Raw genomic sequence first — 17,271 nt, forward strand, 5'->3', positions numbered from 1 at the left:
CTATGTCAGGTAAGAATCGGGTGATTTGGCGTGAAGGATTATTCATCAAGCCACAACACTTTCAGCAACAACAAAAACATAATGACTATCTGGCTCATAGTCGCCAGACCTCCTTAACCAGTTATAGTTATGGCTTCAGTTCTTTGACGCTGGACGAAGACCTTCTCGCTCTGGGACGCATCGGCATCATCGAAGCCAGCGGTATCATGCCAGACGGCACAGTGTTCTCTATTCCTCATCAGGATGCAACTCCTCAACCGCTTGATGTTGTGAATATTCACGAAAACAACAGTAAAAATATCTATCTGGCACTGCCAATAGCCAACGATATTCTCAATGAAATCTCTCATTCAGAATCCAATCATGCAGGAGCTATGCGCTACCGTGAACACATGGAAGATATCCGTGACCTGCATACAGATGGCGGTGATATCTGCCAAGTCATGCTGGCACAACTGACGCCGATTCTGAAACAGGGCTCAGAAGATCTCAGCGCTTTCTCCGTACTACCGCTATGCCAGATAATAGAAAAGCGCCCTACCGGAACTATCATACTGGATGAAGAGTTCGTACCAACCTGTACATCGATCAGGGTCTCTACTCAATTAAAAAATTATATGGATGAAGTGGATAGGGCGATGACAGAACGAGGTAGATCACTCGCTAACCGGATTGGTTCTCCCGGCCAGCAAGGGGTCGCTGATGTTGCTGAATTTATGATGCTCCAGCTAGTTAACCGAGTTCAGCCGTGGTTTACCCACTACGCCGGACAAGCCATTTTACATCCGCAAGATTTTTTCACTCAGTTGATCCAAACCTGTGGTGAACTGAGAACATTTACTCATGAATCCCGTCAGGTCGGCGATATGCCGATTTACAAACACGACAATCTGACGGAAACATTCAAGGAAGTCATGATCCTCATGCACGAAGCAATGGGCGTTGTACTGACTCCGCGGGCGATCCCAATTAAGCTACAAACTCAAGCCAATGGTATCCGGGTGGCGCACATCCATGATCGCAATGTTTTGACAAACGCGGAATTCATTCTGGCAATCCGTGCGCAAGTTCCGCATGATCAATTACTCCGCCAGTTTGCCCAACAGACTAAAGTTACATCGGCTGAAAGGATCCGCGAAATGGTCAGCATCCAGTTGCCCGCTGTAGCACTGGTTGCGCTTCCCTCTGCCCCACGTCAGTTGCCTTATCATGCTGGTTACACCTACTTCCGGCTTGATCAACAAAGCGACGCATGGAAAGACATTCTAAAAAGTAACTCCATCGCCTTTCACGTTTCGGGAGAATTCCCAGGATTAGACATGCAATTCTGGGCGGTTAGGAATGGGAGTGCCTAATGAAAACCGAAGCCATGAGTGACAACACCATTCTGACGCAGACGGAAACCGATACGACTCTACATCGTCAGTATCAGTTACCGCTACGCGGAGAAAGCCTGAACCCGATGATTGATGCCGCCACACCGCTGCTTGGCATGGTCATGCGTTTAAAAGATATGGGTGATCAACCACTGCCAGACCAACTTTATCAACAGGTCGTTACTGATATCCAGGCAATCGAACAACTTCTACAAACCAAAGGTTATGAACCAGGTGCGATTGTCTCTTTCCGCTACATGCTCTGTACCTTCATTGATGAAACCGCACTGGGGCATGGCTGGAACAGTCAAAACGGCTGGTTGCAACAATCACTGCTGGTGCAATTCCACAACGAAACCTGGGGTGGTGAAAAAGTCTTTCAGTTGTTGGATCGTTTGATGGGTGAACCTCAGCGCTACCAACATCTGCTGGAATTTATCTACCTCTGTTTCTGTCTTGGCTACCGTGGTCGCTACAAAGTTGCTTCGCAGAAAAGTGATGACTTTGAACGTTTATTCCGTCGATTACACCAACAACTGCACGCGCTGCGGGGCGAAGTACCCCCCATCATTCTCCACAATAACGCCAATGAGCGTGATGATCGCTATCGCCTGGGTAAGCGTCTGACTATTAAACATCTGTTCTGGAGCGGTATTACTCTGCTCGCTATCGTTTATGGCTTCTACGCTATCCGTCTGCACAACCAAACCCAGAACATCTTACAACAACTAAATAACTTACTGAGCTAGGAAAGAAACCGATGATTCAGATTGATCTACCTACATTAGTTAATCGCTTAAATCCGATGACTCGGCATGCTCTGGAAGCGGCGGCAGCGCAGTGTGTCAGTCAACAACAACCTGAGATCACGGTTTCTCAGCTATTGCTGCAAATGATCAACACCCCTCTCAGTGATGTCAGAGCGATCTTCAATCAAGCAGAAGTGGATAGCGATCTGCTGAAAGAACAACTTGATCAGGTGATCCCTCATCATCAAGCAATGGTTCAAGCCTATCCTAGCTTCTCTCCAATGCTGGTGGAGTGGTTACAAGATAGCTGGCTGTTAGCATCGACTGAGATGCAGCATCAGGAATTACGCAGCGGCGTCATGCTGATGACCTTGCTGTTCAGCCCATTACGTTACCTGACGCCACAATCCGCACGTCTTTTATCGGGAATAAACCGCGAATTGTTACGCCAGAATTTTGCCCAATGGACAGCGGGCTCTGCCGAACAACCAATTGTGGAAAACGATCAAAACGGACAAGGCAAAGCTGCCGCCAGTAGTGACAGCCTGCTCGCCCGTTTTACTCACAATATGACGGAACAAGCTCGTCAGGGAAAACTCGATCCTGTTCTATGCCGTGACAGAGAAATCGACCTAATGATCGATATTCTCTGCCGTCGCCGTAAAAATAACCCGATTGTGGTGGGTGAAGCGGGCGTCGGTAAAAGTGCGCTCATTGAAGGGTTAGCTCTGCGCATTATCGACAACCGAGTACCGGAAAAACTGCGTAACAGTGAATTGATGACGCTGGATCTGGGCGCACTACAAGCGGGTGCGGCGGTAAAAGGTGAATTTGAAAAACGTTTCAAAGGCATTATGAATGAAATAAATCAGTCATCCGTACCGATTATTCTGTTCATCGATGAAGCTCATACCCTGATTGGCGCAGGTAATCAACAAGGTGGATTGGATATCTCCAACCTGCTAAAACCCGCTCTGGCACGTGGTGAATTGAAAACCATTGCTGCGACCACTTGGGGTGAATACAAAAAATATTTCGAAAAAGATGCTGCCCTATCCCGCCGTTTTCAACTGGTTAAAGTGGCCGAACCGACCGCGGAAGAAGCTATCATTATTATGCGTGGCCTGCGGGCAATCTATGAACAATCTCATGGCGTATTAATCGATGATGAAGCGCTAAAAGCCTCTGCGGTATTAAGCGACCGTTACCTCTCCGGGCGCCAATTACCGGACAAAGCCATTGATGTGCTGGATACCGCCTGTGCCCGCGTTGCCATCAACTTGACTTCACCTCCGCGCCAAATTTCCGCCCTGAAAAACCAACTACATCAGCAGAAAATGGAATCAGATGTGCTGGAGAGGGAACAGCGCATAGGGCTAAACCAGCACACTGATCGACTGGATGAACTGCGGCAACAACAGCAGGAAACCACGGAGAAATTAGCTGAACTGGAAGCCAGTTGGCAGCAACAGCAACAATTAGTTCAGCAAGTTATTGAACTACGCCGTCAACTATTAACCGACGAAACAGAATTAACTGAAATAGAATTAACCAACGAAACAAAAGAGAGCGAAACATCGGCCGAAATGACAACTGATGAGTTGATTGCACAATTGGCTGAACGCAATGAACAGTTGGAACAATTACAGCAACAACAAACGCTCGTTTCTCCTCATGTGGATAAGAACCAGATTGCGACGGTTATCGCTGAATGGACTGGCGTACCCCTTAATCGCCTGTCACAAAGTGAACTCTCCGTCGTGACTGAACTCCCAACTCATTTGGGACAAAGCATCAAAGGACAAGATCTCGCGATTAAATGCCTGCATCAACATTTGTTGACTGCCAGGGCGGACCTACGCCGTCCCGGTCGTCCATTGGGCGCCTTCTTGCTGGTAGGACCAAGTGGCGTCGGTAAAACTGAAACCGTTTTACAGATTGCCGAATTGATGTTTGGCGGACGTCAATATCTGACCACTATCAATATGTCGGAATTTCAGGAAAAACACACCGTTTCCCGCCTGATTGGCTCACCTCCGGGCTATGTTGGATATGGGGAAGGAGGTGTACTCACCGAAGCTATTCGCCAGAAACCTTATTCCGTCGTTCTACTTGATGAAGTAGAAAAAGCCCATCCTGATGTACTGAACCTGTTCTACCAAGCTTTCGACAAAGGCGAGTTGGCCGATGGGGAAGGCCGAGTGATTGACTGTAAAAATGCGGTCTTCTTTTTAACTTCCAACTTGGGCTATCAAACTATCGTCGATAATGCCGATAAACCGGAAGAGATGAATGACCTGCTTTATCCTGAACTGGCGGCCTTCTTCAAACCCGCATTACTGGCGCGAATGGAAGTAGTTCCTTATCTACCATTGGGACAAGACACCCTGAAAACCATTATTCAGGGCAAACTGGCGCGCCTCGATAACTTATTACGTCAACGCTTCAATGCCGAAGTCACCCTGAGTGATGATGTGGTTGAAGAAATACTGCAACGGGCAACCCGTGCTGAAAATGGCGCACGCATGCTGGAATCGATCATTGATGGCGCTTTATTGCCACCATTATCTCTGCTGTTGTTGCAAAAAATGGCTGCCGGAAAGCAGATCAGCACTATCCAGCTAACTGTTAACGACCATCAATTCAACGCGGTGGTTGAGGAGATACCATGAAACAACGGCTGAAAAGCGCATTAGCGTTATTGGAAAATGACTCTATCGAGCAACTGGTTCACCACTTTCTGCAAGTGAATCACCAACGCCAGCGTTTTGACGCCTTGCTGGTCTCTCTGCTTAACGTGAATGAAAACCGTCTGGAATGCTACCGGCTGCCGGCGCCAAACCAGATAAGCGCGCTACAACTGGATGTCAATATCGGTGATATTAACCATCCACTGATACAAATCCTGTACAAAGGTACCCCTACGACCTGGGAATCACTCAATCAGGGAGTACGAATAGACAATCGAAACTTTCGCCTCTTCGTCGAAGAACTCCCTAATCGCTGCGGCCTACATGCTATCCCGTTGTTTAATTGCAACGGGCAAGCGTGTGGCGTGATTGCTGTTTTCGCCAAAGATGTTCGTCGTTTTGCTGACGATAGCAACATGTTTTACATCTACTGCCTCGTCATGCAACACCGATTGAAAAAATTACAGGAACTGGAACAACTGCGTGAACAATTACGCCAGATCCGCCAGGTTTTTCAGACACAACGCCAGAAAGAAAAACAGCTTGATGAGTTGCTGGCTTCGTTAAGTACCACAGCAGAAAACAAAACATCAGCCAGCGTCTCCCACGATTACAGCAAAATCGACGACTTATCTCAGGCACTCGAAGAGTTCGAATGCGCAATACTGATACAACGCCAACATATTTACGGCAATAACACCAAACAGATTGCCGAAAGCTTAGGTATCGCACCACGTACACTGACTTACAAACTGGCGAAATACAGGTGTAAATTATGAGTTTTCTGTTAATGGTCAGTTCACTAATCGCCTCTCTGACAGGCAAACCCGATATTCAGCCAGATCAGGAAACCACAACAGCGCCTTCACTACCCGCTTTACTGCAATGCCGGGCAGAACCGTCGCCGTTGGTCAGACTCGATTGCTACGACCGTCTATTGGATAAAGTCGATAATATTGCCGTTATCCCGTTAGAAAAAACTGGCCCTGTCTGGAGACAGGCAATGGAACAGGAGATGAAACGAACTGACCATTCAACCGGTTTTATCACCACCCAATCTGAAAGCATACCGACTCGCGTCATACTGACCACCCCCGCAATTGGTGTTCCACCACCACGGCCAGTACTGATGCTGAGTTGTATCGACAGCATTACCCGAATACAAATTGCCCTGGCTAAACCACAAGATAGCGGCACGGTGATGATTTCGACGGAAATCACCCAATTCAGTGCTGACTGGTTCTTGCGTGAAAACGGCTACCTGCTGGAATCCAGCCGTGGATTGCCGGGCATTGAAGAGCTAAAACGACTGATGACAGGAAAAACCCTGACCATCAAAACCGGCAACGGAAACCGAATGACATTCAACATTTCTCAACTGGAACAGGCGGTGAAACCTTTACGCTCCGCCTGCCGCTGGTGATCCCAATGGATATCAGGAAACAATTTGACTGGCAGGGCCTCCTGCTGACGCCCCTGTCGGATGAACTTATCAGCCGGGAGCTGGATGAAAACGAACCCGCCTGGGAATATATCGATGGAGAGATGGTTAAGCTGGGATCGCTGGCTCATTCCAGCATCAATATTGAAGAGATCCAGCGTCAGGCACTGCAACTGTTCAGCGAAAAAAGCAAAGATTTCAGGCTGATGGTTCATTTACTGCGCACACTGCAACACGGCAGTAATCCCGCTGAACTCATCCTGGCAATGGAGCTGCTGGCCGATTACATCCAGCATTACTGGCAGACAGCCTGGCCACAAAAACCGTTGCTCAAACGCCGCCTGGCACAACAAGTGATTAAACGTTTTGGCTCTGCGCAACCCGGCTTCTGCGAACAGGCTGATGAGACTCAGCGCGAAGAGGCACAGGGCGCACTGGCTCATCTGGCACAATGCTGGCATACCGATGAGCCGGCACTGGCTAAAGAGATTGACCAGTTACGCCCCCGCTATGCCCGTAAACCTGAGCCAAAACCGGCAGCCGCACCGACTGAATCAACAGAAACGACAGCACAATCTGCAAACACTTCAGCACTGACATCCACCCCCATACCGGATGTCGCCGTAGACAGTTCCGGTGAAAAAGCCTGGAAGCAGACGCTCCTGACCGTGGCCGACCTGCTATGCGAACGCCAACCTGATTCCCCTGTGGGTTACCGTCTGCGTCGTTATGCGATATGGCACACGCTGACCACGGCTCCGATGGCAAATGGCGCAGGCAAAACACCGCTGGCGCCGACTGCGGCAGACCGTACCGCAGATTATCTGACGAAACTCCCGGCGGCGGACAAATCCCTGCTGCAACAGATAGAACAGAGTCTGACACTGGCCCCTTACTGGCTGGACGGGCACGCTATCGCGGCTCAGGCCGCCGAAAAACTGGGTTACCGCCCTGTCGCTGACGCTATCCGCGATGAACTCCGGGCCTTTCTTGACCGCCTGCCGGTCCTGCAAAACCTGTCTTTCTCCGATATGAGCCCCTTTATCTCAGACGCCACGCTGAACTGGCTGCATCCTCCGGCGACCGCCGCCGTCAGCCGCGGCGCCACGCAGGAACAGGACGCTATCTGGCAATGCTTTCAGCAACACGGCCTGGAAGCCGCCCTCAACGCCGCAGAGCACTATCAGCAACACCTGACCGAACCCCGGGATCAGTTCTACGGTCAGCTGCTGACGGCACAGTTACTGGAGCAGGCCGGCATGAGTGCGCTGGCACAACAACATTACCGACAGCTGCTCCGGGCAGGACAACACCTGTCACTCGCCGACTGGGAGCCCGGCCTGCTGGCGGCACTGGCAGAAAAAGCCCCGATGACCTCCCCCTCAAAAGAGACGACCGCAAACAGGAGCGTTAACCCATGAACTGGCTTTCTCTACTGCTGAAAAATATCAAAAAACCGGCGATGCCGCGTCTGCCGCCACTGAAAGCCACCGCCTCGCTGATACTGGCCCTCCTGCCCTGTCTTGCCCTTATCTGGCTGTGGTGGTGGGGACCCGGCTGGCAGTTTAAACAGACCCGCCCGCTGGAAACGCTGTCTGCCCGCTGGCTGGCGACGGTCATCATCCTCCTGCTGGCCCTGAGCGTTGTCGGGATAAAAATCTGGCGCCGCCTGCGCCAGCTTGAAAAGCTCAGGCTGGAGGTGGAACTGAAAGCCGTCGATCCGGCGCTGGCCGATATCACCCGTCAGGACAGTTATCTCCATCACTGGAAAGCCCAGCTGCAACGCCATCTGGGGACCTGGGATTATCTCTACCAGCGCCCCTGGTACCTGGTGATGGGCAACACCGGCAGCGGCAAAACCTCACTGATTCAGGAAGGCTGCCGGCTGACTGACATTGCCGCGCCGGACACCCTGACCGGGGAAGAGGCGCAGCCCCTGCATCTGCGCTGCTGGCTGGGGGAGAAAGCCGTCATCATTGACCCGGACGGGTTCCTTATCGACCAGATATCGCCGCCGGACACCCCCAAACCTCAACTGCCCGCCCGCCTGTGGCAGGCTCTGCTCGCCTGGCTGACCGAAAACCGTCAGCGCCAGCCGCTCAACGGCATCATCCTGACGGTGGACATTCACCGCTTACTGACCGACAACAAAGCGCAGCGGGAACGGGTTATTGCCGCGCTTCACCTGCGCCTACAGGATCTGCGATTAACCCTGCATAACCATCTGCCCTGCTATCTGGTACTGACCAAACTCGACCGGCTGCACGGTTTCAGCGCCGCCTTCCAGTCGCTGGACAGATCGCAGCGCGCCCAGATCCTGGGCGTCACCTTTAGCCTGAATGCGCAGGATGAGCACAGCTGGCGCGCTGAACTGGCACAGTTCTGGCGCCAGTGGATGCAGCAACTCAACGCGGCCATGCCGGACATGATGCTCAATAAAGTGGACATCAGTCAGCGCAGCCCCCTGTTCAGCTTCACCCGCCAGATACAGGGGCTGCACAGCGCGCTGGTACAGCTGCTGGAGGGGCTCCTTTACAACGGCGGCCCGGCACAGCCGGGCCTGCGGGGGGTTTATCTCACCTCGTCTACACAAATCGGCCAGATGGATGACATTTTTACCCAGTCCGCCGCGGTGCAGTATCACCTCGGGCCACAGGCTTTTCCCACCTGGCCGGTGGCGGACACCGCGCCCTACTTCACCCACACGCTGTTTGAAGAGGTCCTGCTGGCCGAGCCGAATCTGGCGGCTGAAAACCGCCTGTGGTTAAACCGCCACCGCCACAAACTACTGACCTTCTCCACCGTGGGCGCCGGGGTGGTGCTGGCCCTGTGGACCGGCTGGCACTACTACTATCAGAAGAACTACCGGGCCGGCGACGAGGTACTGGCGCAGGCCAAAACCTTCCTGTCTGTGCCGCCCCCCCAAGGCGAAGACCGTAACGGCAATTTACAGCTTCCCCTGCTCAATCCTGTCCGTGAGGCCACGCTGGCCTACGGGGATTACCATCAGAAAGGGCTGCTGGCGGATATGGGACTTTATCAGGGCGCGGCGGTCGGCCCGTATGTGGAAAACACCTACCTGCAACTGCTGTCTCAGCGCTTCCTGCCCGCCTTAATGAACGGCCTGCTGGATGACCTCAACCGGGCGCCTAAAGGCAGCGAGGAAAAACTGGCCGTCCTGCGCATCATGCGGATGCTGGAAGATGGCAGCGGCCGCAATAAATCGCTGGTGGAACACTATATGCAGGCGCGCTGGAGCCAGGCTTTTAATGGCCAGCGCCCGTTACAGGCGCAGCTACTGACTCACCTGGACTACGCGCTGGATCACACCGACTGGCGGGCGGCGCGGGAGGCGGGCGATCAGGCCGCGATCCGCAGCTTCGCGCCTTACAAACTGCCGCTCATCAAGGCGGAGAAAGAGCTGAGTCAGCTCTCCATTTATCAGCGGGTCTATCAGAACCTGCGCATTAAAGCCCAGGATTCACTGCCGCCGCCCCTCAACCTGCGCGACCAGATTGGCCCGGGCTTTGACCGCCTCTTTATTGCCAATAATGACAAGCAACTGATTATCCCGCAGTTCCTGACGATAAACGGCCTGAACAACTACTTCGTCAAACAGGACGACCAGCTCATCGACCTCACCGTCATGGACAGCTGGGTCCTGAACCTGTCGCATAACGTGCAGTACAGCGACACGGACCGCAAAGAAATCCAGCGACAAATCACCGAGCAGTACCTGGGGGACTACACGGCCACCTGGCGCGCGGCCATGAACAACCTGGATATTCGTGATTTTACCGATATCCCGCAGGCCATCAGCGCCCTTGAACAGGTTATCAGCGGCGAACAGCCCATCAGCCGCGCCCTGCAAATCCTCAGCGACAACACCCGTCTGCCGGAGATTGACGAGACGCTGCCGGCCAAAGCACAGCAGCCGTTACGTGATACCCCGGATTACCGCCTGCGGGCGCGTATTCACCGGGAGTTCGCGCCGGAAACCGCCGTGCTGGTGGAATACGGGGATAAAAACAGTACCTTGCAGGAGGTTTACCAGAAACTGGTGGCGCTGCACCGTTACCTGCTGGCGATTCAGAATGCCCCGGTACCGGGTAAAGCCGCCCTGAGCGCCGTGCGGCAGCGGCTTGAGCAGCATAACAGCGACCCGATTTTCGAAGTGCAGCAGCTGGCGAAAAACCTGCCGGCGCCGCTCAACCGCTGGGTCGGCGAACTGGCCGAACAGGCATGGCGGGTGGTGATGAGGGAAGCCATCAGCTCGCTGGAAATCGAATGGCGCGACACCGTGGTCAGACAGTACCAGACCTACCTGGCCGGCCGCTACCCGTTCGACCCGGAAGCCACTCAGGACGTGCCGCTCAGTGAGTTCGAGCGATTCTTCCGGCCCGGCGGCACGCTGGATGCCTTCTATCAGCAGAACCTGAAACCGTTTGTGGAAAACAACCTGACCCACAGCGCTGACGGCCAGCAACTTATCCGCCAGGATGTACTGGAACAACTGAAACTGGCCGACCGTATCCGCGACACCTTCTTCTCGCCGCAAAACGGTCTGGGCACCCAGTTCGCCATTGAGCCCCTCAGCCTGACCGGCAATAAACGCCGCAGCCTGCTCAATCTCGACGGCCAGCTGCTCGATTATGCTCACGGCCGCGGCAGCATTGTACACCTCATCTGGCCCAACTCGATGCGGGCCGGGGTGGAAAGCCAGCTCACGCTGATACCGGATGCCAGCGGCAAATCCCCACGCGCCATCAGCTTCACCGGCCCGTGGGCTCAGTTACGTCTGATTAACAGCGGCAAACTGACTAACGTGCGTCAGGATGCGTTTGATGTGCGGTTCACGGTGGACGGCGGCGACATGACCTACCGTATCTACGTGGATGAATCCGACAACCCGTTTGCCGGCGGCCTGTTCAGCCAGTTCAGACTGCCTGACACCCTGTATTAATGGCAAACTGTATTAATGGCAAATTTTATTCATTGCAAAATAGAAACCCACCCTGTCCTCCGCGCCGACGGAGGCAGGTGAAAGGATGAACGGCCATGAGTGAACACCCTGAAAACCTGATTATCCGCGCCGGCAGTAACCCGATGAATCTGCCGGCGTTCACGGCAATACGCGAGGAAATCAATAAAATCAACCACCCGTCTCAGCCGGCAGTGAACTGGCCGCTTATCGAATCCCTGGCCCTGACGCTGTTTCGCGCCCACGGCGTCGATTTGCAGAGCGCGATTTACTACACCCTGGCCCGGATGCAGCTCAGCGGCCTGGCGGGGTTTACCGAAGGCTGTGAACTGCTGGCCGGGGTGATGGTCAGCCAGTGGGATGCACTGTGGCCCCCGCAGCCGGCGGTCCGCACTGAGATGCTGGACTGGTTTAACACCCGCTGCGGCAACGCGTTACGCCAGCACGACTATACCCCCCGTGACCTGCGGATGATTTACCGGGCCGAGCGGGCCTTACAACTGATAGTCGACCGGCTCCAGCAGTCCGACCTGAAACGCCTGCCAAAAGTCGAAAACCTGTTGTGGTTCTTCCAGAACACCGCCAAAAAACTGGAACAGACCCGCATCCTGCCCAAACCCGCCGCCAAACCCGTGCAGATGCCGCCGCTGGTTTACCTGGCCAACACAACCGAGCCGGCGCCATCGGAACCGGACACTGACGACGACGCGGGATACGACCACAGTCAGCCTAAAGTCCAGGTCCGTTTCCCTGAACCGCCCCCGCGGCCGATGAGCGCGTTACAGGGGTTTGGCCTGGGTCTCTTACTGGGCGTGTTTGTCCTGACCGGCAGCTGGCTGGGACTTTACCGGCCGCTGCAACAGCAGCTCACCGCCCTGACTGACACCCCGGACGGGACCAGACTGGCCTGGCTGTACCACCCCGACCTGCAAACCTATGCCCAGCAGTTAACCCGGTTAGCGGACACCTCCCCGCTGGTGGTGCTGCAACAGGCTGAGCAGCTGACCGATAGGGCACAAAAAACCTGGCCGCAGGACAGCCGGCAGCAGCGTGAAACGCAGCGCTGGCAGCAGTTACAGACCATCCGGCTGGAAAACGCGCCGGTCTCCGGCAGCTGGCAGCAGACCCGGCATCAGCTCCAGTTACTGGCGGACAACATCCTGGCGCAGGAGCGCAACCGGGGCAGTTTCACCCTCTCTTACCTGAAAACGGCGATTTACCAAATCCAGCACAGCCACAACCGTGACCTCCCGCTGGAAGAGCTGCTGCGCCAGCTTTCCGCCACGGTTGAGCAGGGACAGCCCGTCTCACCGGCGCTGATAAAAAAGACCGACGACCGGTTTAACGCCCTGCTCAGCCAGTATTACGCGTTGCAGAAAGCCGCCGGGCTGACCGCGCTCCCCGGGCAACCCCGCCCGTAAATTCAGAGAAGGAACCCTATATGTCATCCCAGAAAAAAACCGCCGCCGCCGGCAACCTCGCCCGGCACCTCGCTGACCGGCTGAGTCCCCAAAGCGCCGGCGGCTTACAGTTTACCCTCACCGCCGGCGGACTGCCGCCGCACACCTTCGTGGTGGCCGGATTTACCCTGCGCGAGGCCCTCTCCACCCCGTTCACGCTGACGGTCAGTTTAGCCAGTGCCGACCCGGCCATTGATTTCACCGCCGTCCTCGACAAAAGCGCCACCCTGACCATCCTGCGCGAAGGCAAAGTCGAGCGCACCGTCACCGGCATGGTCGCCAGCTTTATCCAGGGCAATACCGGCAAACATCAGACCCGCTATGACATGACCATCCGGCCCGATATGTGGCGCACCACCCTGCGCCAGAATGCCCGGATTTTTCAGCAGCAGGATATCAAAACCATCCTCACCACCCTGCTCAAAGAGAACGGCGTCCGCGATGTGGCGTTCAGTCTGCGCAATCCCCACCCGGAACGGGAGTTCTGCGTCCAGTACCGCGAAACCGATTTTGAATTTCTGCAACGGCTCACCGCCGAAGAAGGGATTTTTTACTTCTTTGAGTTCACCGGCAATAAAAACACCCTGGTGTTTGCCGACGATGCGGGCTCTGTCGTCAAAGGCCCGGTGCTGCCCTATCACCCCGAAGAGGCCGAACAGGCCCAGCAGCTGTGCATTACCCGGCTGACCCGCCAGGCGCAGGTGCGGCCGGCGGTGGTCGAGCTCAAAGATTACACCTTCAAAAACCCGGCCTGGGCGGCGGAGTTCCGTCATCAGATGCGGGAACAGGACCTCCAGCATACCGGGTACGAACACTTCGATTTTCCCGGCCGCTTCAAAGACGAACAGCACGGCGCGGATTTCACCCGCTACCGGCTGGAAGCCCTGCGCAACAACGCCCTGACCGGCGACGGGGAAAGTAATGCCGCCACCATGCAGCCCGGCGTGCTGTTCACCCTGACTCACCATCCCCGGCCTGACCTCAACCGGCTCTGGCAGCTGGTCTGCGTCACCCACCGGGGCAGCCAGCCGCAGGCGCTGGAGCAGACCGCCGGGGAGAGCGGCACCACCCTGAGCAACGACTTCACCTTCATTCCCTACAATCAGCACTGGCGCCCGGCCCCGTTACCCAAACCGGTGATGGAGGGCCCGCAGATTGCCAAAGTGGTGGGTCCGGAGGGCGAAGAAATCTACTGTGACCCGTACGGCCGTATCCGCCTGCAATTCCTCTGGGACCGCTACGGCCAGAGTAATGACCACAGCTCCTGCTGGATACGGGTCACCCAGCCCTGGGCCGGTCAGGGCTGGGGCATGCTGGCGATACCGCGTATCGGTCAGGAAGTGGTGGTGGATTTTCTTAACGGCGACCCGGACCAGCCGATTGTCACCGGGCGCACCTACCATGCCAGCAACCTCCCGCCGGGGGACCTGCCCGGCAGCAAAACCCAGATGGCCTTCCGTTCCAAAACCCATAAAGGGGAAGGCTACAACGAGCTGCGCTTCGAGGATGCCAAAGGCAGTGAAGAGCTGGCGCTGCATGCCCAGCGGGACATGAACACCGTGGTACTCAATAACCGCGAAACCCGGGTCATGAACAACCATACCGAAAGCATCGGCCATAATCAGATGCTTTCGGTCAGAAACGACCGCCACAAAGAGGTGACAGGCAATGAAGTCAGCGCTATCACCGGCCTGCGTCAAATCACGGTCGAAAAAGACAGCCTGCTGAATGTCAAAAATAACATCCAGATACATTCCCAGGCGGGGGGTATCGAAATTGCGACGGCCGGCGGCAGCATCACCATCGACAATGCCGGCAATATCAGCATTCAGGGGGCCAATATCACTATCAATGGCAAACAGGTCAATGTGAACTGACCGCGACTGACTATCAACTTATTTCAATCAACAACGGAAAAAACATGGAAAACACAATCTATCAAATGAATGAAGGCACACTGACTATCCCGGGCAACTGGCGGGATGAATCCATGAATGTCTTTGTGCTGCCGGACGACAGCGGCATCAATCTGGTGGTCAGCCGCACCCCGGTCCCCGCCGGCATGGATAACCACGCTTACTATGAACAGACCCTGGAACAGTTTTGCACCCATCTGCCCGGGTACCAGGAGCATCAGCGCGGCGAAATCACCCTCAGCCAGCAACCCGCCCGCCGTCTGGATTACCAGTGGAAAAGCCCGGAAGGCGACATGCACCAGACCGTGATACTGCAAATCCGGGGTCCGCTGCTGCTGACCTTCAACCTGACCTCCCCCGCGCCTTTTGAAGACGGCCAGCGTGATACCCTGCTGGCAATTGTCCACAGTTTTCAGGCGTCCTGATAACCTGACAGGAGGAACACCATGTCACTTGGCGATGAAATCGTCACCCGGATAGCGCGGGTTGGCGCCCAGCACTCGGTACGCGTCTCCCCGCCACAGGGCTCCCCCGGTCCGGCCGCCGCCCGTGAGGGCGACCCGATTAAACATGCCAGCTTCCTGGGAGCGCTGGCGGGCGCCATTACCGGCGCATTGATAGGGGCGGCGGTCTTTGCCGCGGCCTCGGCACTGGTGGGGCTGACCGTCCTTACCGGCGGGCTGGCTACCGTCGCCGTCATCGCCCTGGGAACCGCGGCCACATTCGCCCTTGGCGATGTCATCAGCGCCGCCAGTTCGGCCGTCACGAAAATGGTGGACAGCATCGGCCCGCCGAGCGGTACGCTGGCAAGTGGCTCCCCCAATGTCTTTATCGAAGGCAAACCGGCGGCCAGAGCCACCACCGATATCGCCGTTTGTAGTCAACACCCGGCGGCGCCCCTGATTGCCCAGGGCAGTGAAACCGTGTTTATCAACGGCTCGCCGGCGGCCCGGGTAGATGACAAACTGGCGTGTGGCGCCACCATAAAATCCGGGGCCAAAACGGTGTTTATCGGCTCCGGTCAGGGAACTTACCTGGCTGTCGCCGAAGAGTTTTCCGCCTGGGAACGGGCGATACTGATGGCGGTTGAATTTCTGGCGCCGCCGTCACGCGGCGCCCTTAAAGGGCTGGGTAAGCTGTTTACCCGACAGGCCGGTAAAAAGGCCGTCAGCGGGGCGATTGCCGGTGCCCGGCATGCCGGAAAAGTGATATCAGGTAAAACCTTCTGCTGTGCCAAAACCGCCTTCAAAGAAACTCAGGGCGTGAAACGTTACCGGGAAACGACGAAAAAATTCTTTACCGGCGACCCGATTGACGTCACCACCGGCCAGCTGTTTGACCAGCGGACCGATATCACCCTCGGCCAGACCCTGCCGCTGGTATTTCTGCGCAGCTGGGCGCCGGGGGAACAGGGCTTACTGGGACCGGGCTGGACGGACAGCTTCTCCGAATGCGCCCTTGCCACCGGCGACCGGGTAGAAATCCGCACCACCGAAGGGGCATCGCTTTACTTTGCCTTACCGGCCGCTTATACCCACAGCGTCAACCCGGAACACCCGGATTTCACCCTCAGTTGGGGAGAACAGGGCTATATTCTCCGGCACCGGGATTCACCGGTTCACAAGTATTTTGCGCTGTCCTCTCCGGCCTCATCCGAAGGGACACTGCGCTGGCGGCTCACGGAACACCGGGACGTGTATGACAACCGGCTGCGGTTTATCTATAACGAGCACGGTCAACTGACACAGGTTCTCCACAGTGACGGGCCGGAGCTGACGCTGCTTTATAACCTGCGCGGACAACTGACCGAGATACTCCGCACCGATGAAAGGTTACAGGAAGTGATGGCCCGTTATCACTACCATGATAACGGCCGGCTGGCGGAAGCGGACAGTACTCAGAACTTCCACCTGTACTATGAATATAACGCCCAGGGCCTGATAAGCCGCTGGTCCGATGGCGACCAGACCTGGGTGGATTACCGTTATGATAAACAGGGGCGCTGTACCGACAGCGTGGGGGCCGGCGGCTTCTATCCGGTCCACCTGGATTATGCCCCCGGCATCACCCGCTCCACCACCCCGCAGGGGCACACCACCACCTGGCATTACAACGACCAGCAATTAATCACTGAAATCCACACCCCGTGCGGCGGCGTGACCCGTTATGACTATGACCGCTGGGGCCATCTGGTCAGACAGAGATTACCAGAGGGGGAAACCCTGACGCTGACTTATCTGGCGGACACCGGCCGGGTCACTTCGCTGACAGAGGCGGACGGCGCGGTATGGCAATACAGCTATGAGGCTGACAGCCTGCAACTGACCGGCATGACCGACCCGCTGCAACGCGCCTGGCTGCCTCTGTATGATGAGCAGGGCCAGCCGGCCGGATTTATTGCGCCGGACGGCCGGAAAACCACGCTGACCCGCAATGCCTTCGGGCTGGTAACGGCCGAAACCGACCCGGACGGCAACCGCCGTATACAGGAATATGATAAGCATCAGCGGCTGGTGCGGGTGCTGGATGAGGAGAACCGGACCGTCAGTCTGGGTTATGACAGTCAGGACCGGCTGCGCAGCCTGACCGCGGCGGGGGCGCTGTGGCGCTGGCGTTACGACCGTCATCACCGGGTGGCGGTCAGTGACCGGCCGGACA

At 55.8% G+C, this 17,271-nt stretch carries 11 protein-coding genes; all 11 read left to right on the forward strand.

The window, feature by feature from the left end; genetic code table 11:
- The first annotated feature begins 2 nt into the window (after positions 1-2).
- Complete coding sequence (gene tssK / locus EAE92_RS17190) at positions 3-1,355, forward strand: type VI secretion system baseplate subunit TssK (RefSeq protein ID WP_214068957.1); 1,353 nt, start codon at positions 3-5, stop codon at positions 1,353-1,355.
- Positions 1,355-2,125: a type IVB secretion system protein IcmH/DotU gene (gene icmH, locus EAE92_RS17195; RefSeq protein ID WP_214068958.1), complete on the forward strand. Its 771-nt coding sequence runs from the start codon at positions 1,355-1,357 to the stop codon at positions 2,123-2,125. The genes tssK and icmH overlap by 1 nt, the downstream gene beginning before the upstream one ends.
- Positions 2,126-2,136: 11 nt before the next feature.
- On the forward strand, positions 2,137-4,797 hold the full coding sequence (gene tssH / locus EAE92_RS17200; RefSeq protein ID WP_214068959.1) for a type VI secretion system ATPase TssH: 2,661 nt from the start codon (positions 2,137-2,139) through the stop codon (positions 4,795-4,797).
- Positions 4,794-5,594 (forward strand): helix-turn-helix domain-containing protein, encoded by an 801-nt coding sequence (locus EAE92_RS17205; RefSeq protein WP_214068960.1) that lies wholly within the window; start codon positions 4,794-4,796, stop codon positions 5,592-5,594. Before tssH ends, EAE92_RS17205 begins: the two co-directional genes overlap by 4 nt.
- Positions 5,591-6,238 carry a type VI secretion system-associated protein VasI gene (gene vasI, locus EAE92_RS17210; protein ID WP_046395769.1) on the forward strand — a complete coding sequence of 216 codons (648 nt, stop codon included), beginning with the start codon at positions 5,591-5,593 and terminating at the stop codon, positions 6,236-6,238. Before EAE92_RS17205 ends, vasI begins: the two co-directional genes overlap by 4 nt.
- 5 nt (positions 6,239-6,243) lie before the next feature.
- On the forward strand, positions 6,244-7,677 hold the full coding sequence (gene tssA / locus EAE92_RS17215; protein ID WP_214068961.1) for a type VI secretion system protein TssA: 1,434 nt from the start codon (positions 6,244-6,246) through the stop codon (positions 7,675-7,677).
- Entirely contained in the window at positions 7,674-11,219 is a 3,546-nt protein-coding gene (gene tssM / locus EAE92_RS17220; RefSeq protein WP_214068962.1) for a type VI secretion system membrane subunit TssM, read from the forward strand. The genes tssA and tssM overlap by 4 nt, the downstream gene beginning before the upstream one ends.
- 95 nt (positions 11,220-11,314) lie before the next feature.
- Entirely contained in the window at positions 11,315-12,658 is a 1,344-nt protein-coding gene (locus EAE92_RS17225; protein ID WP_214068963.1) for a VasL domain-containing protein, read from the forward strand.
- Between the two features lie 20 nt (positions 12,659-12,678).
- Positions 12,679-14,574, forward strand: a complete 1,896-nt coding sequence (locus EAE92_RS17230) for a type VI secretion system Vgr family protein (protein ID WP_214068964.1) — start codon at positions 12,679-12,681, stop codon at positions 14,572-14,574.
- A 44-nt stretch (positions 14,575-14,618) separates the two neighbouring features.
- Positions 14,619-15,038, forward strand: a complete 420-nt coding sequence (locus EAE92_RS17235) for a DUF1795 domain-containing protein (RefSeq protein WP_214068965.1) — start codon at positions 14,619-14,621, stop codon at positions 15,036-15,038.
- Between the two features lie 21 nt (positions 15,039-15,059).
- Positions 15,060-17,271 (forward strand): PAAR domain-containing protein (locus EAE92_RS17240; protein WP_214068966.1); only part of this gene is annotated, 2,212 nt, incomplete at its 3' end.

Origin of the sequence: Photorhabdus hainanensis, assembly GCF_018448965.1 — a bacterium.
Taxonomy (GTDB): domain Bacteria; phylum Pseudomonadota; class Gammaproteobacteria; order Enterobacterales; family Enterobacteriaceae; genus Photorhabdus; species Photorhabdus akhurstii.

Bases quoted from the DNA above. Each gene is read 5' to 3' on its own strand.
- tssK (WP_214068957.1), top strand. From the start codon at position 3: ATGTCAGGTAAGAATCGGGTGATTTGGCGTGAAGGATTATTCATCAAG.
- EAE92_RS17230 (WP_214068964.1), top strand. From the start codon at position 12,679: ATGTCATCCCAGAAAAAAACCGCCGCCGCCGGCAACCTCGCCCGGCAC.
- icmH (WP_214068958.1), top strand. From the start codon at position 1,355: ATGAAAACCGAAGCCATGAGTGACAACACCATTCTGACGCAGACGGAA.
- EAE92_RS17225 (WP_214068963.1), top strand. From the start codon at position 11,315: ATGAGTGAACACCCTGAAAACCTGATTATCCGCGCCGGCAGTAACCCG.
- EAE92_RS17235 (WP_214068965.1), top strand. From the start codon at position 14,619: ATGGAAAACACAATCTATCAAATGAATGAAGGCACACTGACTATCCCG.
- vasI (WP_046395769.1), top strand. From the start codon at position 5,591: ATGAGTTTTCTGTTAATGGTCAGTTCACTAATCGCCTCTCTGACAGGC.
- tssM (WP_214068962.1), top strand. From the start codon at position 7,674: ATGAACTGGCTTTCTCTACTGCTGAAAAATATCAAAAAACCGGCGATG.
- tssH (WP_214068959.1), top strand. From the start codon at position 2,137: ATGATTCAGATTGATCTACCTACATTAGTTAATCGCTTAAATCCGATG.
- tssA (WP_214068961.1), top strand. From the start codon at position 6,244: ATGGATATCAGGAAACAATTTGACTGGCAGGGCCTCCTGCTGACGCCC.
- EAE92_RS17205 (WP_214068960.1), top strand. From the start codon at position 4,794: ATGAAACAACGGCTGAAAAGCGCATTAGCGTTATTGGAAAATGACTCT.